The organism is Pseudomonas sp. GW460-12-10-14-TSB1 (assembly GCF_017349775.1).
In the GTDB taxonomy this organism is placed as follows: domain Bacteria; phylum Pseudomonadota; class Gammaproteobacteria; order Pseudomonadales; family Pseudomonadaceae; genus Aquipseudomonas; species Aquipseudomonas piscium.
Genome location: NZ_JACNAC010000039.1, coordinates 19247 through 45087, shown reverse-complemented (window position 1 = coordinate 45087; position 25841 = coordinate 19247). Strand labels below are relative to the sequence as shown.

26 protein-coding genes and 1 tRNA gene are annotated in these 25841 nt (G+C 64.0%); 5 read left to right on the top strand and 22 right to left on the bottom strand.

Features of this window, described 5'->3' with window-relative positions; all coding sequences use genetic code 11:
* The first annotated feature begins 28 nt into the window (after positions 1-28).
* A complete protein-coding gene (locus J4D52_RS20950) occupies positions 29-1021 on the top strand; it encodes a sensor domain-containing diguanylate cyclase (protein ID WP_102676448.1) in 993 nt (330 codons plus the stop codon).
* Positions 1022-1049: 28 nt separating this feature from the next.
* Here J4D52_RS20950 and J4D52_RS20945 read toward each other — a convergent pair whose 3' ends face one another.
* The 10 genes from J4D52_RS20945 to J4D52_RS20900 form a co-directional block, all read right to left on the bottom strand.
* Positions 1050-2264: a response regulator gene (locus tag J4D52_RS20945; RefSeq protein WP_102676449.1), complete on the bottom strand. Its 1215-nt coding sequence runs from the start codon at positions 2262-2264 to the stop codon at positions 1050-1052.
* Between the two features lie 139 nt (positions 2265-2403).
* Positions 2404-3681, bottom strand: coding sequence for a 4-aminobutyrate--2-oxoglutarate transaminase (gene gabT, locus J4D52_RS20940; RefSeq protein WP_009041624.1), 1278 nt, complete (start codon positions 3679-3681; stop codon positions 2404-2406).
* 186 nt (positions 3682-3867) lie between these two features.
* Positions 3868-5310 (bottom strand): NADP-dependent succinate-semialdehyde dehydrogenase, encoded by a 1443-nt coding sequence (gene gabD / locus J4D52_RS20935; RefSeq protein WP_025808520.1) that lies wholly within the window; start codon positions 5308-5310, stop codon positions 3868-3870.
* Positions 5311-5773: 463 nt separating this feature from the next.
* Positions 5774-6085, bottom strand: a complete 312-nt coding sequence (locus tag J4D52_RS20930) for a RebB family R body protein (protein WP_025808521.1) — start codon at positions 6083-6085, stop codon at positions 5774-5776.
* A gap of 50 nt (positions 6086-6135) precedes the next feature.
* Positions 6136-6450 (bottom strand): RebB family R body protein, encoded by a 315-nt coding sequence (locus tag J4D52_RS20925; protein ID WP_009041621.1) that lies wholly within the window; start codon positions 6448-6450, stop codon positions 6136-6138.
* Between the two features lie 85 nt (positions 6451-6535).
* Entirely contained in the window at positions 6536-7000 is a 465-nt protein-coding gene (locus tag J4D52_RS20920; protein WP_025808522.1) for a hypothetical protein, read from the bottom strand.
* A 93-nt stretch (positions 7001-7093) separates the two neighbouring features.
* Positions 7094-7801 carry a hypothetical protein gene (locus J4D52_RS20915; protein ID WP_102676450.1) on the bottom strand — a complete coding sequence of 236 codons (708 nt, stop codon included), beginning with the start codon at positions 7799-7801 and terminating at the stop codon, positions 7094-7096.
* Positions 7802-7819: 18 nt separating this feature from the next.
* On the bottom strand, positions 7820-8047 hold the full coding sequence (locus J4D52_RS20910) for a RebB family R body protein (protein WP_023969933.1): 228 nt from the start codon (positions 8045-8047) through the stop codon (positions 7820-7822).
* 119 nt (positions 8048-8166) lie between these two features.
* On the bottom strand, positions 8167-8697 hold the full coding sequence (locus J4D52_RS20905) for an RNA polymerase sigma factor (protein ID WP_169915714.1): 531 nt from the start codon (positions 8695-8697) through the stop codon (positions 8167-8169).
* An 89-nt stretch (positions 8698-8786) separates the two neighbouring features.
* Positions 8787-9500 (bottom strand): Crp/Fnr family transcriptional regulator, encoded by a 714-nt coding sequence (locus J4D52_RS20900; RefSeq protein ID WP_102676451.1) that lies wholly within the window; start codon positions 9498-9500, stop codon positions 8787-8789.
* A 234-nt stretch (positions 9501-9734) separates the two neighbouring features.
* Here J4D52_RS20900 and J4D52_RS20895 point away from each other — a divergent pair.
* The 3 genes from J4D52_RS20895 (at position 9735) to J4D52_RS20885 (ending at position 11242) form a co-directional block, all read left to right on the top strand.
* Positions 9735-9811 (top strand) — tRNA-Arg (locus tag J4D52_RS20895).
* Between the two features lie 119 nt (positions 9812-9930).
* Complete coding sequence (locus J4D52_RS20890; protein ID WP_102676452.1) at positions 9931-10794, top strand: hypothetical protein; 864 nt, start codon at positions 9931-9933, stop codon at positions 10792-10794.
* On the top strand, positions 10778-11242 hold the full coding sequence (locus tag J4D52_RS20885) for a hypothetical protein (RefSeq protein WP_025808527.1): 465 nt from the start codon (positions 10778-10780) through the stop codon (positions 11240-11242). The genes J4D52_RS20890 and J4D52_RS20885 overlap by 17 nt, the downstream gene beginning before the upstream one ends.
* 101 nt (positions 11243-11343) lie before the next feature.
* Here J4D52_RS20885 and J4D52_RS20880 read toward each other — a convergent pair whose 3' ends face one another.
* Positions 11344-11601 carry a hypothetical protein gene (locus tag J4D52_RS20880; RefSeq protein WP_102676453.1) on the bottom strand — a complete coding sequence of 86 codons (258 nt, stop codon included), beginning with the start codon at positions 11599-11601 and terminating at the stop codon, positions 11344-11346.
* A gap of 335 nt (positions 11602-11936) precedes the next feature.
* On the opposite strand from J4D52_RS20880, the gene J4D52_RS20875 reads away from it, so the two are divergent.
* On the top strand, positions 11937-12488 hold the full coding sequence (locus J4D52_RS20875) for a hypothetical protein (RefSeq protein ID WP_102676454.1): 552 nt from the start codon (positions 11937-11939) through the stop codon (positions 12486-12488).
* 12 nt (positions 12489-12500) lie between these two features.
* On the opposite strand, the gene J4D52_RS20870 is transcribed toward J4D52_RS20875, so the two are convergent.
* From J4D52_RS20870 to J4D52_RS20820, 11 genes are all read right to left on the bottom strand, one after another.
* A complete protein-coding gene (locus J4D52_RS20870) occupies positions 12501-12692 on the bottom strand; it encodes a hypothetical protein (protein WP_102676455.1) in 192 nt (63 codons plus the stop codon).
* A gap of 82 nt (positions 12693-12774) precedes the next feature.
* Positions 12775-13503 carry a hypothetical protein gene (locus J4D52_RS20865; RefSeq protein ID WP_102676456.1) on the bottom strand — a complete coding sequence of 243 codons (729 nt, stop codon included), beginning with the start codon at positions 13501-13503 and terminating at the stop codon, positions 12775-12777.
* Complete coding sequence (locus J4D52_RS20860; RefSeq protein ID WP_102676465.1) at positions 13500-14081, bottom strand: RNA polymerase sigma factor; 582 nt, start codon at positions 14079-14081, stop codon at positions 13500-13502. Before J4D52_RS20860 ends, J4D52_RS20865 begins: the two co-directional genes overlap by 4 nt.
* Positions 14082-14118: 37 nt before the next feature.
* Positions 14119-15876 carry a VWA domain-containing protein gene (locus J4D52_RS20855; RefSeq protein WP_102676457.1) on the bottom strand — a complete coding sequence of 586 codons (1758 nt, stop codon included), beginning with the start codon at positions 15874-15876 and terminating at the stop codon, positions 14119-14121.
* An 89-nt stretch (positions 15877-15965) separates the two neighbouring features.
* Positions 15966-16526, bottom strand: a complete 561-nt coding sequence (locus J4D52_RS20850) for a YbhB/YbcL family Raf kinase inhibitor-like protein (RefSeq protein WP_102676458.1) — start codon at positions 16524-16526, stop codon at positions 15966-15968.
* Between the two features lie 230 nt (positions 16527-16756).
* Complete coding sequence (gene pgaD, locus J4D52_RS20845) at positions 16757-17233, bottom strand: poly-beta-1,6-N-acetyl-D-glucosamine biosynthesis protein PgaD (RefSeq protein WP_102676459.1); 477 nt, start codon at positions 17231-17233, stop codon at positions 16757-16759.
* Positions 17233-18582, bottom strand: a complete 1350-nt coding sequence (gene pgaC, locus J4D52_RS20840; protein WP_102676460.1) for a poly-beta-1,6-N-acetyl-D-glucosamine synthase — start codon at positions 18580-18582, stop codon at positions 17233-17235. The genes pgaD and pgaC overlap by 1 nt, the downstream gene beginning before the upstream one ends.
* 3 nt (positions 18583-18585) lie before the next feature.
* Complete coding sequence (pgaB, locus tag J4D52_RS20835; RefSeq protein ID WP_102676461.1) at positions 18586-20583, bottom strand: poly-beta-1,6-N-acetyl-D-glucosamine N-deacetylase PgaB; 1998 nt, start codon at positions 20581-20583, stop codon at positions 18586-18588.
* Positions 20584-20595: 12 nt separating this feature from the next.
* Positions 20596-23073, bottom strand: a complete 2478-nt coding sequence (pgaA, locus tag J4D52_RS20830; RefSeq protein ID WP_102676462.1) for a poly-beta-1,6 N-acetyl-D-glucosamine export porin PgaA — start codon at positions 23071-23073, stop codon at positions 20596-20598.
* Between the two features lie 312 nt (positions 23074-23385).
* Positions 23386-24894, bottom strand: coding sequence for a YdgA family protein (locus J4D52_RS20825; protein WP_063427729.1), 1509 nt, complete (start codon positions 24892-24894; stop codon positions 23386-23388).
* A gap of 251 nt (positions 24895-25145) precedes the next feature.
* A complete protein-coding gene (locus tag J4D52_RS20820; protein ID WP_016705008.1) occupies positions 25146-25787 on the bottom strand; it encodes a hypothetical protein in 642 nt (213 codons plus the stop codon).
* Between the last annotated feature and the right edge of the window lie 54 nt (positions 25788-25841).

Genomic DNA, 25841 nt, shown 5'->3' with positions numbered 1-25841 from the left:
AGCGGCGTGCGCTTTGAGATCGGTGCCGATGGCCAACAAGAACCCACAACTCCCATCCGCTTTGCCCCAGTGGCCCGAGGCCGCGCAAACCCTGATGGCGCTGATGCATGCCCAGGGCGAGGTCGCCCGGCTGACGGAACGCGAACAGCTGTTCAGCTCGTTGCTGGTCAGCGTCAATGCCGTGCTCTGGGCTTTCGACTGGGAAGCCCGCCAGGTGCTTTATGTCAGCCCGGCGTATGAGCGCATCTTCGGCCGCTCCGCCGGCCTGCTGCTGGCCGACGCCAACGAATGGCGCGACAGCGTCTACCCCGACGACCTCGAATACGCCGAGCGGACCCTGGCCCAGGTGCTGGAAAAAGGCGCGGTGGAAGACCGCGAATACCGCATCATCGACGCCCAGGGCCAGGTCCGCTGGCTCAGCGACAAGTGCTTCATCAATCGCAATGCCGCCTCCGGGGACCGGGTGATCATCGTCGGCCTTGCCGAGGACATCACCGAGAAAAAGCACCTGGAGACCGAGCTGCAACGCCTGGCCACCACCGACGTGCTGACCCAGAGCAGCAACCGCCGGCACTTCTTCGAATGCGCCAACCGCGAATTCGAGCAGGCGCGCCAGCAAGGCACGCCGCTGGCCTTCCTGTTGCTGGATATCGATGACTTCAAGGTGGTCAACGACACCTACGGCCACCCCGAGGGCGACAACGTCTTGCAACGCATCGCCGAGACCGGCCGCGCCACCCTGCGCCGTGGCGACCTGTTCGGGCGTATCGGCGGCGAGGAGTTCGCCGCCCTCTTCCCCGGCTGCGCCCCGGACATGGCGCGCCAGGTTGCCGAACGCCTGCAGCGGGAAATCCAGCGCCTGACCTTCAGCCATGACGAGGCGCAGTTCAGCATCACCGTCAGCCAGGGCCTGACCAGCCTCACCGCCGAGGACAAAAACCTCGACAGCCTCTTCGCCCGCGCCGACGCGGCGATGTATGAAGCCAAGCGCCAGGGCAAGAACCGGATCGTTTCGGGGTAGACGGCCTCTGTAGCCGCTGGTCGAGGTATCAACCTTTGCGCAGGCGGCTCAGCTCCGGCAGGCCGATCTTGAGCAGGCGCGCGGTCTTGCTGTTGGCCAGCTCTTCGAGGCCCTCGGACGGTTGCAGGCGGGCGAGCTGGGCGGACAGGTTCATCACCAACGCCTCGCGGGAGTAAACCCCGCCACCGAGCTGGTAGACCGAGGCAATCAGCTCGCGCAGTTCCAGCGGCAGGCGCCAGCGGGTGCGCAGGGCCGAACCATAGGCCGCGCCGAACTGGGCCAGGGCATCGCCGACCTCTTCCATGTCGTCCAGCGCGCCACCGGCCTGTTTCCACTCCTGCAGGCAGCTCAGCAACGCCAGATCCCCCAGGCGATGCAGCAGGCCGGCGCAGTAGCAGCGCTCCTGGTCCAGGTCCAGCAAGCGGGCCAGGGTCCGGCCGTACTCCGCGGTGTGCAGCGACAGCTCCCAGTAACGCTCGGCGTAATCGCCCAGGGCCGGGTCGCTCAGGCGTGCGCTGCGCTTGAGCGCCAGGCCGAGAATCAGGTTCATGCTCTGCCCGGAACCCAGCCGCTGCAGCGCCTGGGCCAGGGTCTGCACGGCACTGCCATGGTGCTGGGCGGCGCTGTTGGCCGCGGCGATCAGCACCGCGGTGATCTGCGGGTCGGTACGCACCTCGTCTTCCAGCAGCTTGAGATCGAGACCGTTGGGGTTGAGGCTGCGTTTCACCGCCAGCTGCACGTCGGCGAGCAACGGCGCACCCTCGGCCAGCTCGCGGCGACGCTCGAGAAAGGTCCACAGGGTCATGCCCGGCGCCAGGGCCGGGATCTCGCACGACACTTCCTGGCCGGCATCCAGCAGCAGGTCCTGCAGGCGCTGGGTCAGGCCTTCCATGTTCAGCGGCTTGGTCAGGTAGGCCGTCGGCGCCAGCGGCAAGGCTTCGCGCACGCTGGCGCTGTCGCTGCGATTGCTGATGAGGATGAAAGGCAGCACCGGGTTACGCCTGCGCTGGCGTACGCTGCGCAGCAAACCCAGTCCGTCGACACCGGGCAACTCCCAGTCGGCGATCACCAGGTCATAGGGTTTTTCGGCCAGCAGTTGCAGGGCTTCCTGACCGTCGGCGCACACATCCAGCCGCGCATCGCAACGTACATTCAGCAACACCTGCTTGAGCAAATCGCGCGACCAAGGGTCCGCCTCGGCAATCAACACTCGCGGTACAGCGGGTAAATCCACAGCAGTCATGCAGCACGCTCCCTGGGCAATCCTTTGCACCTTAGTCAATGCCGAGGCTTCCATACAGCGCAAATGCACTGCGCATCCTCGATCGGCACAAAAAAACCCGCCGAGGCGGGTCTTTTTGTCAATCAGGTCACAGGCGGGATCAGAGTTCGGAGAAGCACTCTTCGATGATCGCCAGGCCCTTGTCCAGCTGCTCGTCCGGCGAGGTCAGCGGAACCAGCACGCGCAGGACGTTGCCGTAGGTACCGCAGGACAGCAGGATCAGGCCCTTGTCGCGCGCCTTGGCAACAACCTGTGCCACGGCAGCTGCGTTCGGCTTGTGGCTGTCGCCGTTCTCGAACAGCTCGACCGCGATCATCGCGCCCAGGGCACGCACGTCGCCGATCACCGGGTACTTGGCCTGGATGGCCTTGAGGCCGGTCACCAGACGCTCGCCGACCGCCTTGCAACGGTCCAGCAGGTGCTCTTCCTCGAACACTTCCATCACGGCCAGGGCCGCGGCGCAGGCGATCGGGCTACCGGCGTAGGTGCCGCCCAGGCCGCCTGGCGCGATGGCGTCCATGTATTCGGCCTTGCCGCAGACACCGGCCAGCGGGAAGCCGCCAGCGATGGACTTGGCGAAGGTGGTCAGGTCGGCGGCAACGCCCATCTGCTCCATGGCGAAGAAGGTGCCGGTACGGCCAGCGCCGGTCTGCACTTCGTCGGCGATCAGCAGGATGCCGTGCTGGTCGCACAGCGCACGCAGACGCTTCATGAACTCTTTAGGCGCGACGTAGAAACCGCCTTCGCCCTGTACCGGCTCGATGATGATCGCGGCGATGTCACGTGGCTCGGCGTCGTTCTTGAAGATGCGCTCGATGCTGGCGATCGAATCGTCGATGCTCACACCGTGCAGCTCGTTCGGGTACAGCGCGCGGAAGATGCCGCCTGGCATCAGGCCCATGCCGGCCGAGTAAGGCACGACCTTGCCGGTCAGGCCCAGAGTCATCATGGTGCGGCCGTGGTAGGCGCCGGTGAAGGCGATCACGCCGGCGCGGCCAGTGGCGGCACGGGCGATCTTCACGGAGTTTTCCACGGCTTCGGAACCGGTGGTCACCAGCAGGGTTTTCTTGGCGAAATCGCCCGGCACCTTGGCGTTCACTTTTTCGCACAGTTCCACGTAAGGCTCGTAGGCCAGGACCTGGAAGCAAGTGTGGGTCAGCTTGTTCAACTGCTCGGTCACCGCGGCGACGACTTTCGGGTGCAGGTGGCCGGTGTTGAGTACGGCGATACCGCCGGCGAAGTCGATGAACTCGCGACCTTCAACGTCGGTTACCGTGGCGTTCTTCGCGGAATCGGCGAAGATCGGGTGAATCTGGCCAACACCGCGCGGTACGGCGGCTTCACGGCGTTTCATCAGGGATGCGTTGGTCTTGCTCATAGTGTCCTCATTCGCCGCTCATCGGTCGGCGTGGTTCAAGGATGACGTGGCGGGGAGGCAACCGCGGCAGCATGCGATGATCGACTGCCCCGGCTATCCCGGCCACTACTGAAATATCGTTTACAGCACGCCAGGGGACAGCGCTCTCGTGCCCCTGGCGTTTAAAACCATGCCTTGGCGCGGGTATCAGATGCCCAGGCAGAGGTATTTGATTTCCAGGTAATCCTCGATGCCGTACTTGGAGCCTTCACGGCCCAGGCCCGAAGCCTTGATGCCACCGAACGGCGCGACTTCGTTGGAGATCAACCCGGTGTTGACGCCGACCATGCCGTATTCCAGGGCTTCGGCCACACGGAACACACGGCCCAGGTCGCGAGCGTAGAAGTACGAGGCCAGGCCGAACTCGGTGTCGTTGGACATCGCGATCACTTCGGCTTCGTCCTTGAAACGGAACAGCGGCGCCAGCGGACCGAAGGTTTCTTCCTTGGCCACGGCCGCGTCTTTCGACACGTTGACCAGGATGGTCGGCTCGAAGAAGTTGCCTTCCATCGGCTTGCCGCCGGCCAGCAGGGTCGCGCCTTTGCCCAGGGCGTCGGCGATGTGTTCCTGGACCTTGGCCACGGCTTTTTCGTCGATCAGCGGGCCGGTGGTGGTGCCCTCTTCCAGACCGTTGCCGATCTTCAGCTTGGTCACCGCGGCCTTGAGCTTCTCGGCGAAAGCGTCGTAGACCGAATCCTGGATGTACAGACGGTTGGCGCAGACGCAGGTCTGACCGTTGTTGCGGTACTTGGAGATGATCGCGCCTTCGACGGCCTTATCCAGGTCCGCGTCGTCGAACACGATGAACGGAGCGTTACCGCCCAGTTCCAGGGAGACTTTCTTGATGTCCTTGGCGCATTCGGCCATCAGCTGGCGACCGATTTCGGTCGAGCCGGTGAAGGACAGCTTGCGCACGATCGGGTTGCTGGTCAGCTCGCCGCCGATGTCGCCAGCGCTGCCGGTGACCACGCTCAGCACGCCTTTCGGGATGCCGGCACGGTGCGCCAGCTCGACCAGGGCCAGGGCGGAGAACGGGGTCTGCGAAGCCGGCTTGATCACCATGGTGCAGCCAGCAGCCAGGGCCGGGCCGGCCTTACGGGTGATCATCGCCGCCGGGAAGTTCCACGGGGTGATGGCCGCGGTCACGCCGATCGGCTGCTTGATCACGATCAGGCGCTTGTCCGGCTGGTGGCCGGGAATCACGTCGCCATAGATGCGCTTGGCTTCTTCGGCGAACCATTCGATGAAGGAAGCGGCGTAGGCGATTTCACCCTTGGCTTCGGCCAGTGGCTTGCCCTGCTCCAGGGTCATCAGGCGACCGAGGTCGTCCTGGTTTTCGATCAGCAGCTCATACCAGCGACGCAGCTTGGTCGCCCGCTCCTTGGCGGTCAGCGCGCGCCAGGCCGGCAGGGCCTTGTCGGCGGCTTCGATGGCGCGGCGGGTTTCAGCGGCGCCCATCTTCGGCACGGTGCCGAGGATTTCGCCCGTTGCCGGGTTGTTCACTTTGATGGTCTGGCCGTTATCCGCGTCGACCCAAGCCCCATCGATGAAGGCTTGCTGGCGGAACAACTGGGCGTCTTTAAGCTGCATGTCGGTTTCCTTAACAGCACCGCGCGGGGCGGAGCGAATTGTGATTGTTGAAAGGCGCCTTGACAGGCTGCCGTCAGGAAAAACTGTTACCGGGCTCAAGCACAGAAATAGCGCATATCAGAATAGACGTGCGGGTCGGCTCTCAGACAAGAGCGTTTGAAATCTCAAACGAATCCTAGGGTCAACCGGGGGACAGGGCAATAGGCTGTTCGAAAAAAAGAACGAAAACGCCGCTTTGGCAGAATCTTTCGGATCAACGACACCGCCCCGGCGGTTGGGGGCAGACGCCCCCTGCAGGAGCGAGCTTAGCTTGCTCGCGATAAAGAACACCCTCCAATACCGATGTTGACCGTCAGGCCGCCATCGCGAGCAAGCGCGCTCCTACAAAGGGGTTGGGCTTGTGTTGCCCAAACGCAAAAAACCCCGCAGCCGGAAGGCTGCGGGGTTTTCTCAGGGCCAGGTCTTAAGTGAACGACTTGAGGATCGTCAGCAGGCTGGCGAGGTTGTCGCCAACACCGCCCTGGGCCATTTTCTCGGTGGCCGCCGCGCCCGCGGTGGTGTTGACGCTGTAGATCTGCATCACGCCCTGGTTGGTCGCCGCCTGGGCCAGGGTGTTTTGCTGTTGCTGGGCCGAGACCGAGTTCTGGAACAGGATCGCTACGGATTGCCCCAGGGACTGGTAGATGGTGCCCATCGACATGGCCGGCGCTTCGGCCACGACCTTGACGTTGGTTTGGGTGACGGCATCGGTGATTTGCGGACTGACTGTACTCATAGATGAAACTCCTTATTAAGAAAGAACAACTTCCGTTAGCGCTCGCCCGATCAAGGGTTGAACGATTTGAGGACCGTCAGCAGGCTGGTCAGGTTGTCGGCCACGCCGCCCTGGGCGACTTTTTCGGTAGCCGCCGCGCCTGCGGTGGTATCGACGCTGTAGATCTGCATCACGCCCTGGTTGGTGGCGGCCTGGGCCAGGGTATTTTGCTGCTGCTGGGCGGAAACAGCGTTCTGGAACAGAATCGCCGTCGCCTGGCCCATGGACTGGTAGATGGTGCTCATCGCCATCGCTGGGGATTCGGCCACCACTTTGACGTTGGTCTGGGTGACCGCGTCGGTAATTTGCTCGTTGACTAATGGCATGGTTCAACTTCCTTTGTTTAGTACACGGCGGGTTCCGTGTTAACCAATGAACGTGGCAAAACCCAGGCTGTGAACGAGCAAATGCTCAATGGTCCTCCGGCGCGTCGCCTGCCTGGTCGATACGGGAAAGCACCGCCTCGACCTGCTGCACCAGCCCCAGCATCCGCGCTTGCACGGCTTCCTCGACGGTCTGGCGGATCAGTTGGTTCTGCGCGCTGCTGAGCATCCGCACAGGCTCCTCCTGCGCATCGATAACCGTTGCCTGTTGCTTGGCCGCCAGCCACTGGCGGATCACTGCTTCGCGCTGCTGGGGACTGCCCAGCAGGCTGCTTTCGCTGACCCTGGCCTGCTCCATCAAGTCGCGGGTGCGTTGTCTCTCGTTCTCGATCAGGTGCTGGGTCTGGTTGAGCACCCGCTCCATGACACCCGTGCGCGGCTCGCTGCGCATCCAGGCTTCGAGAATCTGCTTTTCACCCGCGGACAGGCTCAGGTTGAGCGCATCGGCCAATTGATAAAGACTCGCTAGCGAGTCGGCATTTTCCTGGGGCATCTCGGCCTCCTCCTTGCTCATTAAAGAACGTGCTGCTGCCCAGTCCCGGAGGGGTTCCGGGACTGGGTGCTCATGACGCCAGGACGGCGTGAATCAGGACGGCGGCGCGCCGCGATTGGCCAGGGTGTTGCTGTACTTGGCGATGCTCTCGTCGATCTTGTCGATGGCAATACCCGCCGCTGTCGCCTCCAGAGCACCGGCCGCGGCAGCAACGGCGGCCGCCGCCCCCACCAGCAGGTCGGTGGCCAGGGCGCCCAAGGCATCCTCGGCGGCTTTTTCGGGATGGTTTTCGACGATGTTTTTCGTCATCTGCTCGAGCAATACCGCCTGGGCCGCCAGCGCCAGCTTGCTGACCCCGTCGAAATAGCCCGCCGCCGACTGCGCGACCAGGCCGGCGGCCTGGCTGATCATCATGTCCGGGGCAATGGCGATCTGCGCCGGGGCATAGCTGAAGGTCTGCGCGTTGGTGAACTCCACCGCCTCGACGATCTGGCTGTTCAGCGCATCGGTACTGCCAGTCGGCGGCGCCGCGACCTGGACCATCATGTGGTCGTTCATGCGGTCCATCACCGTGCGCGGCGACTTGGCGGGAGTGCTGGGTGGCGGGGAGGTGCCCCTTGTAGTGGGATCAGCAACCTGGGGCCCCGCAGCCGTAGGCTCGGCGGTTTCGGGAGTGCTCGGCTTGGGATCGCTTGGCTCGGGATCGCTTGGCTTGAGATTGGCCGCCTCAGGGTCGGTCGCCGGCGTGGCGTCAGTCTCCGGCTCGGCGGCGACAGCAGGTTTTTTCTTGAACCAGAACATGAGGTATCTCCCCAGGCGTCAGGCCTTCTCGCCGATCTGCATGATCAGCGACACAGCCTTGGAGATCACCGCGTTGGAGATCTGATTCAACGCCTGCTGGCTGTTGACCGCATTCTGCAGGGACAACCCCGCCGAATGACTGGCCACCTGGTACAGCGAAGCAATGGCCTGGGCCGGAGCCTCGGCCACCACCTTGACGTTGGTTTGCGTTACAGCGTCGGTAATCTGGCTGTTGACCTCTGGCATACATCTCTCCTTGATGGAAGACGCCAGCGCAGGCGCGCTGGCGGTGAACTCGTCGACGGTTTCAGGTGCTCATGAAACAAGAACGCCTGACACCCGTCGCTGTGAATGCAAAAGCACTTTCAGCGCAGCGCCGCTCGCAGCAACTGCACGCGCTTGCGCACCAGAGGCTGGGTAATGCCCAGCTCGGCGGCGATCTGCGGGTATGGCAACTCCTCGACAAAACGCATTTCAAACAACCGCCGCTGGAGCAATGGCAACTGCTCCACGCGATTGCCCAACTGCAGCAGTCGTTCGAGCTGCTCGGTGCACTCGAACACCGATAGGCAAGGCGCGGCGAGCAGGGCCTGGTGATCGTGCTCAAGATCGATCGAGTGATCGAACAGCTGCCCTTCACGCTTGCTGCGCCGCAGGCTGTCGAGAAAGACGTGGTCCAGCACCAGAAACAGAAAGCCCTGCGGCTCTCGGATGCGTTCCGGGGAACGCCTGAAGAACAGCAGGGCTTTGACGGCCGTATTGGACAGCCACTCCTGGGCCAGGGCCAGGTTGCCCCTGGCTCGCCGGTTGGCCCGGCGCATCAGCTCGGGGTACACCGCTCGCCAGCTTGCCTCGAACAACCGATCGACCGCCGCCACTTCACGAAAAGATCCCATCGCCAGCACTCCCTGTGCATTCCTTGATGAGCCGACAGTCTCTGATCGCGCACCAGGCGTTCGCTGTTACCTGGGGAACAGTTGGAAAATTAATTCAGCGAGTAGGCCTTGCGCCGCAGATGCTCGACATCGTTGATCACCAGCCGACCGCTCTGGCAGCTGATCACCCCCGAACGCCGCCACAGCTGCAACTGGACATTCAGCTTCGGCCGGCTGGTGTTGAGCATCGCGGCCAGGATGCCCTGGTTGCGCGGAACCGACGCACAGGTCACCGGGGCCAGCTCGAAATCATCGATATTGGCCAGCAGAAAGCGCGCCAGCCGCGACTCCAGGCGGTGCAGGCAAACCAGTTCGAGCAACTCGAGGATCTTCATCAGGCGCGTCATCAGCAGCATCAGGACCCGCTGCCAGAACAGCGGCTCCTCGTACAACGCCCTGAAATGCCGCTGCCCCAACAGCAGCACCCGGGTCGGGCCGCAGGCGAAGGCCGAGTTTTCCCGGGCGTGGCCCTCGATCAGCGCCGACTCGCCCACCACCTGGCCGACACTGGCGCTGCCGACAATCTGCTCGCGCCCATCGGGGCCATGAATCACCGAATACACCTGGCCCTCGACCACCAGCGCGATGAAATCCAGCGCCTCGCTCTTGAGATAAAGCACCTCCCGGTCACTCAAGGTGCGCTCCACCGCATGGGTGGCGACATAACGAATCAGATGGTCCGGCAGCCCCCTGAACAGATCGGAGCGTGCCAGCAGGGTTTGACGCAACGAGAGATCGAGCATTACCACGCCTTTTGAATGCATGCGTTCGCCTTGACTGGCAGGAAATCGCTGCGCGGGCGCGCAACGGGTTAGAGCGCGTGAAGCCATAGAGCAAAGCAAACAAAGGGACGTCTGGCGGGAGGACTTGTGAACAGGGCGAAGGGGCTTTCGGGTATCGAAAAGGACAAGATAAACAACGAGGCGACGACCAACCATCACGCGGAAAAAAACCGCATGGACGCCCCAAGCCGACATGGGTATGATGTCGCCCGCACTGCACTCGTAGCTCAGCTGGATAGAGTACTGCCCTCCGAAGGCAGGGGTCGTGGGTTCGAATCCCGCCGAGTGCGCCAGCTAGAAACGCAAAAGCCCCAGGTCGCATGGCCTGGGGCTTTTTCGTTTCCATCCGTTGAGTCGATCGAAGAATCATCGAGGCGTGTGTCGACCCACGCCTCGCGGACAGGAGGTCCCGATGCTGCGCCATCCTTTGCTCAACCAGCCCTACCAGCCGGACCTGCGCGCCTGGATCGGCTGTTTCATCGGCTATGACATGCCCCCGGCCCTGGATGCCGAGCTGAGCCGCTACGACCCCAACGACCCCGATGACCGCGAACACCTGATCCGCCATTACTGCCTGGCGCGCGTCAACGCCCAGGAGAACTTCCGTCACCGACAGCAGCGGATGGAGGTCCTGCAAGCGGCCCTGGACGACCCGGACTTCGACTTCGAGGAGGTTTGGGAGCCCATTGAGGACGACTACGAATGCGATCAATGGCCCGCCGGCTGGCCGGCGCAGATCGACGACAGCCAGGACTTCTTTCAACGCCTGCTCCTGGCGGCCCGGCAGCTGTGGCACGACGACCTGGTCCGCGCCCGGTTGCCGTCCCTGGCCGAATGCCGGGCGATCCCGGCGCGGGATCGCGGCTCCCGCGACTGGCTGTTCAGCGTCAATAATCCCCAAGCCTGGAAAGCCGTATTCGATGTAGCGGCCACGCCCTACGACCTGCACACCCCGGGCCCACAGTTCCAGGGCGAACAACTGAGCCTGCAGTTGGCGGGCTCATTGCCGCGCCAGTCCCTGCCATCCATCTGGCCGGCCAGCCAGGCGCTGACCCACTGCCGCCTGGACCTGAAGATCCAGGGCATCAGCGAACTGCACGTCAGCGGCACGCGTTTCGATGGGCGTATGCGCACCCAGCTCACACGCTTGCAGCCTGGTTATTACCTGCGCCTGGACATCGGCTTCGACTGTGTCATCGAATGCGTGGCGCAGTCCGTCAGCATCGCCAATGTCCAAGGCTCACGAGAGGAAGAGCAGCATGAGCAGCAACTTTGAACGGGCCCTGGCGCGCCAGGAAATACCGCAATTCTTTCGCGGCCAGGGCGAGTACCTGACCCGGGACGGCGATTGGGACGAGCACCTGTTCTGCATCAACTGGCCCGGGATATTCGCCTACCTGCGCGATAACGCCGACGGCGAGCAGCGGTTGAGCGCCAGCTTCGAGCTCTATGTGTACAGCATCGAGGAAAGCTTCGAGGACTGCTTCGGCCTGCGGGAAAACCTGTTCGGCTACTACTCGACCCGGGCCCGCTGGGCACCCGCCAGCGCCGACCTGCTGGCGCAGCTGCCAGCCCCTTGCCGACGACGGATAGTCCAGCGCCTGAGCTGGTATCGCTGGCAGCTGGAAAATCACGCCCGACTGCTGCCGGAACGGGCCCGGCGCATGGCCGAAGACGGTGCCGCCGCCGAGTTCATCAACCTGCCCGCTTCGCCCTACGCTTGAACGCGCCTGCCGCCGGTTGTTGATCATTCAAAGATATTTTTGCTCCCGTCAGCTGAAATTGACCGAAGGGCTGTGCAAGAAGCCCTTCGTGAAACTCAAGTTCAATTAACACCTCGTCGCGCCACCTCCAATAAATCCACCCCTTCCCTGAGCAACAAATAAGCCGCGTTGGTCAGCCGATAAAGATCACCATCCTCGATGCCCTTGATCGTCACCGAGGTGAGGCTTTCCAAAAGGTCCGTCCCTGCCTTGATACGGGCATGGGCGCAATCAAGCACGGAGGCTACAGGGGCGTGGCTATCAATCAGCGTTACCTGGCAATCGGGGTGATTGGTATTGAAGGGGAGGTACTGGCTCATAAGTCATTCCTGTTTGGCGAACAGCGCGATCAAGTCCAAAAATCCGCTAGCTGATTCAGCTACAACGGGTCACGAACAAACACCTAACTTAAAAGCCGGATCGCCAAATCCGGTCGCTGATTTTTCAGCAACAGGGAAACTATAGGGATTGAGGCTTGGGAGGAGCAAAGCGGATTGGCTGCATTCGTTGTGAGGTATTTCGCTTCTTGCTAAAGCCTTTTCTCCCCGAAAACCCTTTAGGTGTCTCCGATCTTTTTTGCGATGATGCCTGCGCGCTGCCCGCTACCGAGCGGAGACCCGCCTTTTCTCGCCAGACTCATGGAAGACCACACACGATGAATATCTCGAACCTTTCCGGAAATACCGCGCCATCTCACCAGGCGCGTTATTACTACGGGCCCAACTACAAGAAAATGACCCTGGCGGGCCTGGTCTTCGGTGGGCTTTCGCTGTTCGCGGTGTTCGGCACACCCAGCGAGAACAACAGCATGATCCGGCTGATAGAAGCCCTGGGGCTCAATGGTCATCTGGTCATGCAACTGCTTGGCCTCGTGGGCGTGGCCATGACCGTCGCCGTCGCGGGTGCGTTGATCTTCCTGCGCGGTGCCGGCAATCGTTATGTGGTGCTGACAGATAAGAAGCTGGTCGCCCCGGTCAGCAACTTCAGTTCGAAGATCCGCGAAATTCGCCTGATCAATATCTCGGACGTCGAGCTGGTGGAAGTCTTCAACCAGCGTTTCATCCGCGTCCAGCACAGCGACGGCAAGATGGAACTGGTGGAAAACATGTTCAAGAACCAGGAACTGTTCTACGACTGCTACAAGGCGATTGCCCTGGCCATCGAGGCCAAGGGCCAGAACGTGAAACGCGCGCCCGCCCGCAAGTAAAGGCTCCGGGCGTCAGTCTGGCGTCTGCCGCTTCTGCGTCGATTCATCCAGACCAACAGCAGGCTGGGCCCGCTGCTGGTCTTCATCCTCTTCTTCGGCCTCGAGCAGAAAGTCCTTGCGACTCTCCTTGATGGCCTGGCGGATATCCGCGCCCTTGGTCGGGCAATTCAGCAGTGCAGCGATACGGTCGATGCGTGGCGCCATGGCCAGCCTCTCACTTTCAGGAAACTGCCTCGATAGTGCGCGTTTTCCGAGTGCCAGGCCATTACTTGCGCGCGTTTTACCCTCAGGGTTGCTGCAAAGCCCGCAGGCGGGCGTCGATGTCCTCATGGGGGAAGCGCTGTTTCAGGGCGCTGATGTACTGGTCGGCGATCTTGCCCTGGCCGGTCTGGCGCAGGTGCAGCACATCACGCAGGGCGTCGTCGAGGATCGACTCCGGCGTGTCGCGCTCGACCTGCTCCTTGCCCGGAAACGACGCCAGGTGCCCCAGGGACTCATAAGGCTCGGCGGCAAAGGCTTCGGTATCCCGGGTCAGCGGCAGGCCCGCCACGGGAGCCGCGGGAGCTGGCGCCGACAAGGCGCCGCTGGCGTGCGGCGTGGCGGCCAGTTCGAAGTGGTTCGATTCCTCCATGCTTGATTCGGCAGGGACTGAGTCTGCAGAGGCTGCGCCGGCTGGAGCAGATTCGGCCTGGCGGCGTGCCAGTTGAGGAGCCGCGGCCTTGGCCATGGGCGCCGGGGCGAGCACCTGGCGGGGCGCAGGCTCTGGAGTGCGCTGCAACACGCCCAGCAGCAGGGTCACGCCGAACAGGCCGGCGAACGCCACTTGCCAGCGCGGCTGGCGGCACAGATCGAACCAGCGTTGCCACAGGGAAGGCTTGGGGATCGGGGCTTCGCGGCGGGCCGTGGCCATGATCAGGGCGTCGAGGCTGGCCGGCGGTTCGCCCTGGCTGTGCTGGCGAATATGCTCGAGCATGCGCTCTTCTTCGGTGGGCGGAAGTTGTCGGGCGTCAGTCATGTCAGTACCTCCTCGGCCAGGAGCCGACGCAGTTTTTTCAGCGCATAACGGAAACGGCTTTTCACCGTTTCCAGCGGCGTATCGGTAAGGCTGGCGATCTGCGGCAATTCCAGTTCGCCATGGGCGCGCAGCAGGAACACTTCGCGCTGGTCGGCGGGCAGGTCCTGCAAGGCGGCGTCGATGCGTTGCCGTTCACGGCTCAGGCTCAGGTGCTGTTCCGGGCCGCTGGCGTCATCGGCCAGGTCATGCAGTTGCTCGTCGTAGCTGTCGTGCAGCGGGTTGCGCATGCCGTGCTTGCGCCAGTGGTCGATCAGGCGGTTGCGGGCGATCTGGTACAGCCAGGTACGAAAACTGGCCCGGCCCTGTGGCGCGCTGCTGGTGCGAATCAGGCTGAGCCAGGTGTCCTGATAGACCTCGTCGGCCAGCTCGGCCTTGTCGCACAGGCTCAGCAGAAACCGGTACAACCCCTGGCGATGGCGCTGGTAGAGAACCTCGAAGGCCGCACTGTCACCCGCGCGATAACGCGCCAGCAGCGTTTCGTCGCTGCTGGCGGGCCCTGACCGGTTCACCGCAGGCATGGTCGTGCTGAACTCCTTCTGGTGGTGGGTCATGACGTTATTCACGGCGGCTCAAGGCCTCCCCGGAGCGTCCCGGTTGATCCGCCGGAGCGGCAGTCTGCAGGCTCTGCGCCAGTTCCACCAGCTGCACGAACTCGCCGCGCAGGCCGAAAGGGTCTTCGCCCTTGGCGCCGCGGGCCAGGGCCACGGTGTCCTTGAGGCCGAAGTCGCCGGTGTAGCGACCATCCTTGAGCTGCTGGGCGAACGCCGCCACGGCTGCGGCAAATCTTAGATCATCGCTGGCCTGGGCGAGTTTGCCGTGCTGCCGCGAAGCCAGGATCGGCCGCTCGATCAGCCGGCTGCCGCCGCCCTGGGGCGCCTGGTAGCGCACCCGCAGCATGGCCAGCTCGTCGTCCTTGCTGTTCGACTCCGACGACGTCTTGGCCTGGGCCTGGCCATAACGCAGCGGCTCCAGCCAGCCCTGCTCGCCCTTGGGCACGATTTCATACAGCGCGGTAACCGTATGCCCGGCGCCGATCTCACCGGCATCGACCTTGTCGTTGTTGAAATCCTCGCGTTTCAGCGCACGGTTCTCGTAGCCCAGCAGGCGGTATTCGCTGACCTGGGCCGGGTTGAATTCCACCTGCAGCTTCACGTCCTTGGCCACCACCGCCAGGGTCGAGCCGAGCTGGTCCACCAGGACCTTGCGTGCCTCGCGCAGGTTGTCGATGTAGGCATAGTTGCCATCACCGGCGTCGGCCAATTGCTCCATCAGGTGCTCGTTGTAGTTGTCCACGCCAAAGCCGAGGGTGGTCAGGGACACCCCGCTTTTACGCTGCTCGACGGCCATCTGCTTGAGGCGGTCGAAGTCGCTGATGCCGACGTTGAAGTCACCGTCGGTGGCCAGCAGGATGCGGTTGATGCCGTTCTTGATGAAGCCCTGGCGGGCCATCTGATACGCCAGTTGGATACCCGAGGCGCCAGCAGTGGAGCCGCCCGCCGTCAGTTGCTCGATGGCGTTGCGAATCTTCGCCTTGTCGCGCCCGGAGGTGGGCTCCAGCACCACCCGCGATTCACCGGCATACACCACCAGCGACACCCGGTCCTGCTCGCGCAACTGGTCGACCAGCAGCTTGAGGGTGCTTTGCACCAGCGGCAGGCCCTCGCGGCGGTCCATGGAGCCGGACACGTCCACCAGGAACACCAGGTTGGCCGGCGCCAGCTCGGCAACGGCGCGATCCGAAGCCTTGATGCCGATGCGCAGCAGACGGGTATGGGGGTTCCAGGGCGACGGCGCGATCTCGGTGGTCACGCCAAACGGCGAGCCATCGCCGGGCAGGGCGTAATCGTAGGGGAAGTAATTGACCAGTTCCTCCAGGCGCACCGCGCCTTGCGGCGGCAGGCTGCCCTGGTTGAGCAGGCGCCGGACGTTGGCGTAGGCGCCGGTATCGACGTCGACACTGAAGGTCGAGACCGGGGCCTGCGCCACGCTGTGGATCGGGTTGTCCGGCAGGTTCTGGTACTGCTCCCGCGGCTCGGTGCGATAGCCGCCGGGCAGCGATTCGCGCGTCATCATCGAGGCGTGCATGGGCGCCGGGGCGGCCGCCTTGGCGTTGTTGTATCCGGCCAGGATCACATCGGCGCGCTGGGTCTCGCTCGGCGAGGGCACGGCGGCCTGGGGTGCGACCGCTTCCTGGACGGGCAAGGCGCCGCCCCGGGTATCCGGCGTGGACGGGCCGCAACCGGCCATGGCCAACAGCAACCCGGCGGCGCAACCCTGAACGGCGGGGCGAAGGTAGTACGGAGGAAGGAACATGGGGGCTGACCTCGGGAGAAATTGATCCATTCCCCCCTTCAGACGAAGCCCCTGGATGATTCGGGTTAAGCCCCGGAAAAAATTTTCCCTTAGCGCAGGTAGCGCCGCACCACGCTGCTGTTACGCAGCACGTGGCCGTTGATCTTTTCCAGCAGTTGGGCGCGGGTCAGGCCGGCCGGCAAGGCGTCGGGCGCCAGCTCCAGGGCGTAGATCTGGATGATGTAGTGGTGCGCGCTGTCGCCCACCGGCGGGCAGGGCCCGACGTAGGTGGTGGTGCCTTTGCTGTTGGTGCCGCCCAGCCCTTCCAGGGTGCCCTTGGCCCCCACGCCGGCGGCGATCTGCCGGGTCGTGGCCTTGATCCCGTAATGCACCCAGTGATCGATACCCTGGCCTTTGGCGCCGTCCGGGTCGTGCATCACGATGGCGTAGCTGCGGGTGCCTTCGGGGCCGGCGGTCCAGGCCAGGGCCGGCGACTGGTTATGCCCGCCGCAGCCCTTGGCATCGCTGGCGCTGGCCGGGGTGAACAGGCGGTTGTCCGAGACACCCGGCACGTTCAGGGTGAAACGCTCCTGGGCCTGGACCGGCAACTGCAGGCACAGCAGGACGGCGCCGGCGGCCAGCCAGGTATTGAGAGAGGCAAAACGGGACATACGCGAGCACCTTCTGCGAATGGGTTCATCGGAGCTTGGGAACAGGAGCCTGGAGACTATAGCTGCGCGGCAAAGCGTCGCGCTTGAGCGATATTGCCGTTGATTGAGCTTGAGCCGCAGCCGCTTGTAAACGAAAAAACCCCGGATTTTTCAGCTCCGGGGCTTTTTTCGACGACCGCCGGGATTTTTACCCGGCCGCCCTGACCCGCCACCTTCAATCAGCAACTTAATCAGCGTTCCACGGAATCCGCCAGCAACGGCGCATGCGGCGGGCGTTCGGTGTTGAGACGGAAGAAGCCGGTGGTGACAAGGCTGATGCCGCCCTCCTCGTCGTTGTGCACCGTCATGGTCCCGGGCTGGCGCATGCGCGCAAAGTTGGCGGCGCTGAGCTTGAAGCTTTCGCTCAGGCGCCGGTCGTCCACCGCCGGCGACGGCAGGCGGCGCCGGGCAAAACCCTTGCTCTTGCGCTGCTGGTAACGCGCCCAGAGGATCAGCACGGCGGCGTTGAGCAGGGCCACCCACAGGTAGATCTGCAAAGTGCCCAGCGCCTCGAGCACGCCGACTTCGATGCGCGGGCCGTCGTGGGTGTCGATCAGCGGCCACAGGCCGCGCACCAGCAGGTACACCAGGCCGATCCAGGCCAGCACGGTGAACGCCGCATCGACGAGCACCAGCAATGGGCGTTGACGGGTTCTGATGATTTTCATCAGCGAGCCTCCTCTTCATCATCTATGGGCTTGATGCCACGGTCGGGGCTGACCCAGCGCGCACGCTTCTGGTGTTGGCTGAACAGCACCTTGGGAAAACTCACCAGGGTGGTGAGCAGACTGACGAACCAGAACACCAGGGGGTACCAGACCACCCAGAACATGGTCTTGCCCAAACCCTTTTCATACCGGCGATCGATCAGGATGCTGACCGCGAACTGCAGCAGGCAGACCATCGCCAGCACCAGCCCGGTAAAGGCCGGCGGCATCAGGCGGTCGACGGCGATGGCTTCGGGCATGACGATGAACTTGCCGACGCCCCAGAAGATCACCGACAGCAGGAAGGTGAAGGCCCAGCCGGTGGACAGGCAGTATTCGAACAGCAGCGGCCACAGGTAGCGGTGGCGCCATTGCCAGATCCCGCGGATGTTCTTGAACAGCACCTCGGCGCCGCCCTGGGCCCAGCGCAGGCGCTGCTTCCACAGGCCGTGCAGGGTTTCCGGCATGAGGATCCAGCACAGCGCCCGTGGCTCGTAGAAGATGCTCCAGTGATCGAGCTGCAGCTTCCAGCTGATGTCGATGTCTTCGGTGATCATGTCCGGGCTCCAGTAGCCGACCCGGTGCAGGGCCGAGCGGCGGAAGGCGACAATCACCCCGGAGACCGTGAAGATCCGCCCGAACACGCGCTGGGTGCGCTTGATCAGGCCGATGATCGAGGAGAACTCGCCCACCTGGACCCGACCCACCAGGGTCGAGCGGGTGCGAATGCGCGGGTTGCCGGTCACCGCGCCCAGGCGCGAATTCTCCAGCAGCGGCGCCACCAGGTAGGCCGCAGTGTTCGGCGCCAGCAGCGCGTCGCCGTCGATGCACACCAGGTATTCGCTGCGCGCCGCCACGGCGCCCATGCGCAGGGCCACGGCCTTGCCCTGGTTTTCCGCCAGGTGCACCACCCGCAGCCGCGGATCCTCCAGCGCCAGGGCGTCCAGCACTTGCGCGGTGTTGTCCTTGGAGCCGTCGTTGATCGCGATGACTTCGATGTTCGGGTAGCGCTGGGCCAGCGCCGCGTGGATGGTGTCCGCGGCGTTGTCGCCCTCGTTGTAACAAGGGATCAGGATGCTGATCAGCGGCTCGCCTGCCAGCACCGGCGGCAAGGTGTCGTCCTTCCAGGGCCAGTGGCGTTCCCAGTGCAGCCAGAAGTACAGGCCGCCGGCGATCCACAGGCCGGACATGAACAGCGGGTAAAAGAACACGAAGTCCATCAGGAACTGGCCGGTAACCAGGAAGATCAGGCCCAGCGGCACACCGAGGACAATCGCCAGAACGAGCAGGGCTAGCAGTCGATCCAACATGATTTAAGGATTCCACTTGGTGGAGAGCGCGGGACGGATGGTCTTCAGGTCCGGCGAGTTCTCGAGAAAGTTATCCGGGTAGTAGCCGAAACTGGTCGCGCCCTGGCGCTTGAGTCGGCCCATCCAGTCGGCCATCTGCGCGGCGTCGATATCGCTCGCCGGTTTTTGCGTCCAGTCCCGGGCCTGCAGTTCGAAGACGGTACGGTTGAGTGCGCCGGGGCGTGCCTTGACGGTGGCCACCAATTGCTCCAACCAGGCGCCGGAAGCCTTGCGCTGCTGGCCCTCCATCAACGGCATGGCCATCGGCGCGGTCCAGTCGTAGTTGGCGAGGAAGTCGTCGAGGTTCTGGGCGAACCAGGCTTCGCTCTGCGGGTTGAGCATCGGCTCGGCGAACAGGTTGCGCGCAGTCAGCACCTGCGGCCCGCGGATCGCCTTGACCTTGGCGGTCAGCTCATGGGTGAAGTCGATCAGGTAGCGGCTCTTGAAGCGGGTCCAGCGCTGCAGGGTCGCCGGATCGGCGCGCAAGGCGGCGATCGAACCGGGCAGGCCGTTGGCGGCGTAGGTACGCAGCGCTGCGGGGCTGGCGTCTTCGAAATCGGAGAGCACCGCGTCGTCGTGGTAGAGGATGCCGTCCACCGAGGTCAGGCGCGCCACGTCTTCGTAGATCTCACCGATGATGCGCCGCACCTTCGGGTCGAACGGCGACAGGCGTCGGTACTGGTCGGGGTCGGCCGCGACCTGACCGGTTTCCGGGTCCCAGCGGGTCACGCGCGGCAGGCTCGGGTCGAGGGCGAAACTCAGCACCGGCATCCAAGCGAACACCTTGACGTTGGCCCGGGTACGCAGTTGCCAGGCGACCCGATCGAAGATATCGGCGCGCACCGGCAGGTGGCGGTTGGCGAAGTACAGCGAGTGCACCAGGCCATCGCCCTTGGGGTCGGCGAAGGCTTGCAGGAACACCGTATTCACGCCCAGGTCGGCCATGCGCTGGACCAGCTTGCCGAGGTTGATTTCCTGCTGCTGCGGGTCCGGGTCGTAGACGTTGTCCAGGTCGACATGGGCCACGCGCATGGCGTTGCTGGCTTCGACGCCGACGATGCTGTTGGAGAAGTGGATGCCGTCCGGGTCCGAGGACACCAGGAACCGCGGGCTGCTCATCAGGTTGTCGAGGGTATCGAGGCCGTCGTCGAGGGTCAGGGCCATGTCGTAGCCCTGCTCGCCCACCACCCGCAGCGCGGTGCCGTCGGCGGCGCCGTACGGCCAGACCCAGACACGCGGGCTGTAGCCGGTGGCGGCGCGGATTTTTTTCGAGATCGCCGCCACGTCGCTGCGCAGGCGCGCCTCGAACTCGGCCTCGCTTTCATAGCGCCCGCTGCTGGCGTCATAACGCCGGGTGGCGGCGGCCGGTTGCAGGTTGCCCTGGGGATTGGCCAGCACGCCTTTGTGGTTGGCGTCGGTGTGGGCGGCGATTTCCACCAGGCCGGAACGGGAGATCTCGCGGACCTGCTGCCAGGTCAGGAAGTCCGAGCGCTGGCGCGGGGTGCCGGCAAAGTCCACCGGCTGGTTCAGCGGGGTATCGACCCACGCCCCCACCGGCGCCAGCAGGGCATGCCAGTTGTAGCTGCGCAGCACCGGCAGCACGCGGGTGTAGAAGCTTGCATAACCGTCGTCGAAGCTCAGCAACACGGCCTTGGCCGGCAGCTCGGGGCCGCCTTTGCGCGCTGCCATGATCTGGTCCACGGTGACCGGCTGGTAACCGTTCTCGCGCAGCCAGGCCAGTTGCTCGATCAAGCGTTCGGTGCGCACGGCCACCACCGCCTGGTCGGGGTCGCGGTCTTCGACGTCGTGGTAGGCAATGCCCAGCACGTGGTTTTTCGGCCACGGGGTTTCGTTGGCAGGCACGGGGCGCTGCGCCGGCGGCAGGAAGTCCGCGGCGGGCTGGGCGCAGGCGCTGAGAATCAGGGCTCCCAGCAGGAGGATGCAACGGGTCATCGGAGGCATCTTCAGACTCTTCTAGAAGCGATAGGTAAGGTCGAGGAGCAGGCGCAGGTCGGTTTCCCGGTCGCCGTCGTAAGGCCGGTTGAGCACGCTCAGGGCGGCGCCGGCTTCGAACACGTCGTTCCAGGTCACGCGCTGGCCATAGCTGAGCAGGCCAATCGCCCCGGTGGAGTAATCGCGCTGGCTATAGGTACCGGCGCCCACCTGGAACTGCTGGCTCCAGGAGGTTTCGTAGCGGTGATAGAGCACGTGGTTGACGTTCACCGTCGGCAGGACCGTGAAGTCCGACTTGGGGTTGAAGTAGGGCGTGTCTTCCTTGGTATTGCGGCTGGCGCCGACTTCCAGGCCCAGGTCGACCTGCACATGGGGCGTGGCGTAGACGCCCTCGCGACCGGTGAGCAGGGCCTCGAAACGGTTGTTGCCATCGCTGAAATGCGAGGGGCTCAGGGCCAGCCGCCATTCACGGCTCTCGTTGGCCCGCCAGCGCACGAAGCCGCTGCCGCCATTGGCGTAGATGTTGCTGTTGAGCGCCCGCAGCGGGGTATTGGCCGAGAGGTATTCCAGGCTGCCGCCGTACTGCCAGTGATCGTCGATGTCGCGGGCCAGGGACAAGCGCGCGCCCTGCTTGTCGTCGAAGCCGTAGGAGTGGTTGGAGACTTCCGCTTCCAGGGTCATGTCGCGGGTCCGGCGTTCCACGCCGATACGCTGCCAGCGGTGGTGCCCGGTGCCTTCCTGGAAGTCGCCGGTGGCATAACCGAGGCCGCCGAACAGCCGCCAGTCTTCATTGATCGGCGGGCTGTAGAGCACCGTCTCGATCCCGAAATCCTTACTGCCGGAGACCGCGCCGGCACCGTTGTTGCCGCCGCCGTAGCTCTTGCCGCCATAGGTCTCGACCCGCAGCTCGGCCATGTCGTGCACTTGGCGCTGGCGGGCCAGGCGCTGCACCTGGCGGTTGTCGGGATAACGCTGCACCACGTCGTCGGTCAGGGCATCGAGCTGACGCCATTCCTGCAGGTCCTGGGCGGTGTGGCCCTGGGCAACTTCGAGGCCGACATCGCGCGGCGCCATGCTCTCGGTTTCCTTGAGCAGGCCCTCGGCGCGACGCGGCCAGTCCCGGGCCTGGTACAGGTTGGCCTGGGCCACGCGCAGGCCGATATTGCCCGGCGCCTGGTCCACCAGACTGGCCAGGCGCTGCTCGCTGCCCGGCAGGTCGGCGCTGTAGGTACCGGACTGCGCGGCGAGCTGCTGGGCGTCCATCCACTCATCGTTGGGGTTGCCCACCGGCAGTCCCTTGAGCTCGACCCGCGGTTTCTGGTTCTTGGCCAGGTCGTCGGCGACCTGTTGCGCTTCCTGCGGGCGATCGCTTTCCAGCAACGCGTAATACAGCGCGGTGCTGTCTTCGACGCGGTCGCTGACATCGGCATCCGGCGCCGCCAGCACCTGGCGATAGAGGTCGCTGGCGATCTCCGGCTGGCGCTGGTCCAGGTAGGAGGCCGCCACCCAACGCCGGGCGTAGGTGGGGATGGCCACGTCTTCGGCGGTCAGCTTGTGGTACTGGTCGATCACCTGGGCAGTGCGCGCCCGGGCCTTGAGCGCACCCATGCGGTCGATGCGCCAGCGGGTCACGTCGTCTTTGGCCGCCGGGTCCGGGGTCCAAGTGGCGAGCAGTTGGTCGTAATCGGCCAGGGCGCGGTCGGCGATGACATAACGCTCTTTCTCGCTGCGGGTGGCCAGCTCGGCCAGGCGCACGCGCTCGGCGGCCAGGTCGCCTTGCAGACGACGCTCCATGACGGGATCGATCAGCCCCGGGCGCTGGCGGGCCAGGCGCAAGGCCGGTTCCGGCAGGCGCGCCCGTTGCAGCGCGAACAGGTATTCGCGGGCGACTTCCGGCCGGGTGCCGGCGCGAATGAATGCCTGGTCGAACTCGAACAGCGCGTCATACGGCGAACCGGCGCGGGTCAGGGCATAGCCCAGGGCCAGGCGGCGGGTGGCATCGTCAGGCTTGGCCGCCACCAGCTCGCGGGCACGGCGCACCGCTTCCTCAGGCTTGCCGGCATCGGCCTGGGTCAGGGCCAGGCCCAGTTGCAGGTCGGGGCTCTGCGGGTCGCGTTCGAGGGCCAGGCGGTACACCTGGATCGCCGAGTCCCAGCGCTGCAGATTGCGGTAGGCACGGGCGGTGGCGGTCAGCGCCTGGATCGGCAGCACCCGGCCACGGGCCTGGGTTTCATAGACATTCACTACTTCGGTGTCGAGACCGGCCCAGCTGGCGATCTGCAGGTGGTCGCTGACCAGCCCGGTGCTCAGGCGGTCGGCCGGCACCTGGCGCAAATGGCTCAGGGCTGGCGCATAGCTGCCGGCGCGGGCATCGAGAATCAGGCGGTCGTACGCCGGGTCGGCGAGGGCCAGGGTCGGCCACAGCAATTGGCTGCATAACGCCAGGCGAAACAGCGGTCGCAAACCATAAAGGCGAACGGGGTGAACAATGGGCGGCATTTCTTCAGCGTCCTTACATGGCTAGCCGGGGTTTTGTGTCCCCCCGCCTGATACGTGCCAGGAAGCCGAATCAGATGACTCGGCCAGATTGGGGCGGAGTCTTCCACGCAAGGCTGATGCAGATGCGCAAATGCAATATTTCTTCAGATTCGTTTTTGCCCGAATCCGCGAACGACGTGGCCTGTAGCCATGTTCAAGGAGGCTCTGGGTGGGGATTCTGCCGTCGGATGCAGGCAAAAAAACGCCCGGCAGATCCGTGCTACGGAGGCCGGGCGTTTCTGGCTGAAAACCCCGCGAAGGGGTTTTCGAGGCTTACTGGATGGTGACTGGTCCCAGTTTGCTCATGACAAAACCGACGAACTGCTCAGGCGTCATTTTCTGGCCGTTGAAGTCCACTTCGTTGTTGGCATAGCGCACCTTGGAGACGATGTCGTTGCCTTCCAGCTTGGCCAGCTGGGTACCCAGCGCCATGCCGCTGACCATGTCGGCGGCCATGCTGCCCTGGTCGGCGATCGCCTTGGCGTCGGTCACACCGTCCAGTTGCGCCTGCAACGCCGCCACGTCGGCGATCATCGGCTTGGACAGCAGCAGGTTCAGGTTCAACTGAGTGAGCAGTTGCTTGCTCAGTTCGGCCGGCGGCAGATCCATGGATTGCGGCTTGTTCAGGTCCACCACCAGGCTCAGGCGGCTTTCGCCGTTGGCGGTCTTGAACGAGAGGTTTTCCAGGGCGATGTGCGGCTGGGCAGCCAGCAGCTTGTCCAGGTCAGCCTTGACCTGGGCCTGCTCGGCCTCGCTCAGGTTCAGCTCGGGCGCAGGCTCCCCGGCGGCTTCAGCCGCGGCGACGGCGTCTTCGTAGGGTTGCAGCTTGTTCTGGTAGACCTGCATCAGCGACATGCCGGAGGCGATGTCGAGGTTCTTCATGCTCCAGGCCATTTGCGCCGAACCGACGGCTTTGCCGTTGAGGGCGACTTCGCCGATCTTGTAGTCGGCACGGCCGGCCAGGTGGGCGCCCTTCTCGTCGGTGGCGCTCTTGATCTGCGAATTCTTGAAGCTGAGCACCGACTGTTTCTCGCCGAACGTGGCCTTGGTGCTGGTCAGCTCCAGGGTGTTGTCGCCGACGTAGAAGCCATAGTTGCTCTTGGTCAGGTTGCTGGCCAGGGTCAGGCCGTTGAGCTCGACCTGCACCGGCGTCTGGTCTTCGGCGACGCTGTTGAGCTTGAGGCTGTCCATGTAGCCTTCGGCCTTGACCTTCTGCGCTTGGGCGCTGGTCGAGAGGTCCAGCTTCAGGCCGGAGAACTTGAGGGTCGACTTGTCATCCAGGGCCGTATCCAGCGGCAGCAACTCCAGGTTGCCGGTGGCGGAACGGTCGTAACCCAGGTTGACCACGCCCTTGAGCGGGGAAACATCCTTGGTGGCGGCGAACCATTTCTCGGTCAGGGTGTTCTTTTCCAGCTCATAGTGACTGGTGGCCATGACCGGCAGCCATTTCAGGGTCATCAGGCGCGAGAACGGCAGCGGGCCGTGTTCGATGCGGTCGACGAACACCAGTTCGACGCCCTCGGCGCTGTCGCCGAACATCTCGCCCTGGCCCTTGAGGCGGTAGCGCGCGGTGCTGCTGAACAGATTGCGCTCCAGCGAGACCAGCTCCAGGCTGGCGGTACCGTTGGAACCGACCATGGCTGCCTGGAGTTCCTTGTTGGCGTCGGCGATAGAGGTTTGCAGCACCCCTTCCAGCTTGGTCCCGGTATACCAGGCGCCGCCGGCGCTGATAGCGCCCACCGCGACGACGATTCCTAACAGTACGCCTGCTGATTTATTCATTATTTGACCCGATCGATCCGTTGTTGAATGTATGGTCGTCTTCCCTGAACCCGGCACGGGTTGTGGCTCGACTGTGCGTAAAACTGCCGAAGATTAGCACCGGCCAGGCCGGGCGGCCCAACCTTTCCATGTGAAAAGTCGTGAATGTGCGCCGTGTATCAGGCAAACAAAAAACACAGCCTGTAGTCGCTACAGGCTGAGCAAGGGGATGCGGGAGCTGCCTTGCATGGGGTCAAGGCGCGCGCCGGCCGCTAGGCATGTTCGGAGTATTCGACTTCCAGCGCGTCGAGCTGGTGATCGAAGCTTTTCAGGCGGGCGGTCCAGGTGTAGACCAGCACTTCGAAATCCCGGTTGATCACCGCGCCGCCCGGCGTTTCCGAACGCGGGTCGCAGAAGTCCAGTTGATAACGCTCGCGGGCCATGGCGGCGGCGACGTCGGACAGTTCGCGGGCGTTGTTCAGCCAATGGCGACCGTCCGCGGCCTGTTTATCCAGCAGTACGCATTGTTTTTTCAGGGCTTCGAGGCTTTTTTCCAGGGGGGTGCCGGTCAACTCGCCCATGACCTCCTGGAAGGTCCGCCCCGGCTGCCAGTAACTGCCCCAGAAGTACCGGTCGAACACGGTTTCGACCCGGCGCAGGGCGACTTTGGTGTCCCAGATCGCCACCAGGGTCTTGCCCTGCTCCAGCTGTTTTTTCTTGATTTTCTGGGTCTGGAACGACGTCCAGGCAACAAAGACGATGGCGCTCACCGCAATCAGCGCGCTGGCGCTGTCGAGAAAGATCATTGCCTTGTCGATCTGGTGCGCCAGCATGACACCGTAGAAATAAGTCGCAGAAAGCAGCACCAGTGCAACGATGGCGCACCAGAAGCCGAGAGCATAAGGGTTTTTCATTATTCGAATCCCCATGACCATCACGTGCCTGACCGCTGGCCGAGCACTGGACGC

Bases quoted from the DNA above. Each gene is read 5' to 3' on its own strand.
- J4D52_RS20950 (WP_102676448.1), top strand. From the start codon at position 29: ATGGCCAACAAGAACCCACAACTCCCATCCGCTTTGCCCCAGTGGCCC.
- J4D52_RS20945 (WP_102676449.1), bottom strand. From the start codon at position 2,264: ATGACTGCTGTGGATTTACCCGCTGTACCGCGAGTGTTGATTGCCGAG.
- gabT (WP_009041624.1), bottom strand. From the start codon at position 3,681: ATGAGCAAGACCAACGCATCCCTGATGAAACGCCGTGAAGCCGCCGTA.
- gabD (WP_025808520.1), bottom strand. From the start codon at position 5,310: ATGCAGCTTAAAGACGCCCAGTTGTTCCGCCAGCAAGCCTTCATCGAT.
- J4D52_RS20930 (WP_025808521.1), bottom strand. From the start codon at position 6,085: ATGAGTACAGTCAGTCCGCAAATCACCGATGCCGTCACCCAAACCAAC.
- J4D52_RS20925 (WP_009041621.1), bottom strand. From the start codon at position 6,450: ATGCCATTAGTCAACGAGCAAATTACCGACGCGGTCACCCAGACCAAC.
- J4D52_RS20920 (WP_025808522.1), bottom strand. From the start codon at position 7,000: ATGCCCCAGGAAAATGCCGACTCGCTAGCGAGTCTTTATCAATTGGCC.
- J4D52_RS20915 (WP_102676450.1), bottom strand. From the start codon at position 7,801: ATGTTCTGGTTCAAGAAAAAACCTGCTGTCGCCGCCGAGCCGGAGACT.
- J4D52_RS20910 (WP_023969933.1), bottom strand. From the start codon at position 8,047: ATGCCAGAGGTCAACAGCCAGATTACCGACGCTGTAACGCAAACCAAC.
- J4D52_RS20905 (WP_169915714.1), bottom strand. From the start codon at position 8,697: ATGGGATCTTTTCGTGAAGTGGCGGCGGTCGATCGGTTGTTCGAGGCA.
- J4D52_RS20900 (WP_102676451.1), bottom strand. From the start codon at position 9,500: ATGCATTCAAAAGGCGTGGTAATGCTCGATCTCTCGTTGCGTCAAACC.
- J4D52_RS20890 (WP_102676452.1), top strand. From the start codon at position 9,931: ATGCTGCGCCATCCTTTGCTCAACCAGCCCTACCAGCCGGACCTGCGC.
- J4D52_RS20885 (WP_025808527.1), top strand. From the start codon at position 10,778: ATGAGCAGCAACTTTGAACGGGCCCTGGCGCGCCAGGAAATACCGCAA.
- J4D52_RS20880 (WP_102676453.1), bottom strand. From the start codon at position 11,601: ATGAGCCAGTACCTCCCCTTCAATACCAATCACCCCGATTGCCAGGTA.
- J4D52_RS20875 (WP_102676454.1), top strand. From the start codon at position 11,937: ATGAATATCTCGAACCTTTCCGGAAATACCGCGCCATCTCACCAGGCG.
- J4D52_RS20870 (WP_102676455.1), bottom strand. From the start codon at position 12,692: ATGGCGCCACGCATCGACCGTATCGCTGCACTGCTGAATTGCCCGACC.
- J4D52_RS20865 (WP_102676456.1), bottom strand. From the start codon at position 13,503: ATGACTGACGCCCGACAACTTCCGCCCACCGAAGAAGAGCGCATGCTC.
- J4D52_RS20860 (WP_102676465.1), bottom strand. From the start codon at position 14,081: ATGCCTGCGGTGAACCGGTCAGGGCCCGCCAGCAGCGACGAAACGCTG.
- J4D52_RS20855 (WP_102676457.1), bottom strand. From the start codon at position 15,876: ATGTTCCTTCCTCCGTACTACCTTCGCCCCGCCGTTCAGGGTTGCGCC.
- J4D52_RS20850 (WP_102676458.1), bottom strand. From the start codon at position 16,526: ATGTCCCGTTTTGCCTCTCTCAATACCTGGCTGGCCGCCGGCGCCGTC.
- pgaD (WP_102676459.1), bottom strand. From the start codon at position 17,233: ATGAAAATCATCAGAACCCGTCAACGCCCATTGCTGGTGCTCGTCGAT.
- pgaC (WP_102676460.1), bottom strand. From the start codon at position 18,582: ATGTTGGATCGACTGCTAGCCCTGCTCGTTCTGGCGATTGTCCTCGGT.
- pgaB (WP_102676461.1), bottom strand. From the start codon at position 20,583: ATGCCTCCGATGACCCGTTGCATCCTCCTGCTGGGAGCCCTGATTCTC.
- pgaA (WP_102676462.1), bottom strand. From the start codon at position 23,073: ATGCCGCCCATTGTTCACCCCGTTCGCCTTTATGGTTTGCGACCGCTG.
- J4D52_RS20825 (WP_063427729.1), bottom strand. From the start codon at position 24,894: ATGAATAAATCAGCAGGCGTACTGTTAGGAATCGTCGTCGCGGTGGGC.
- J4D52_RS20820 (WP_016705008.1), bottom strand. From the start codon at position 25,787: ATGAAAAACCCTTATGCTCTCGGCTTCTGGTGCGCCATCGTTGCACTG.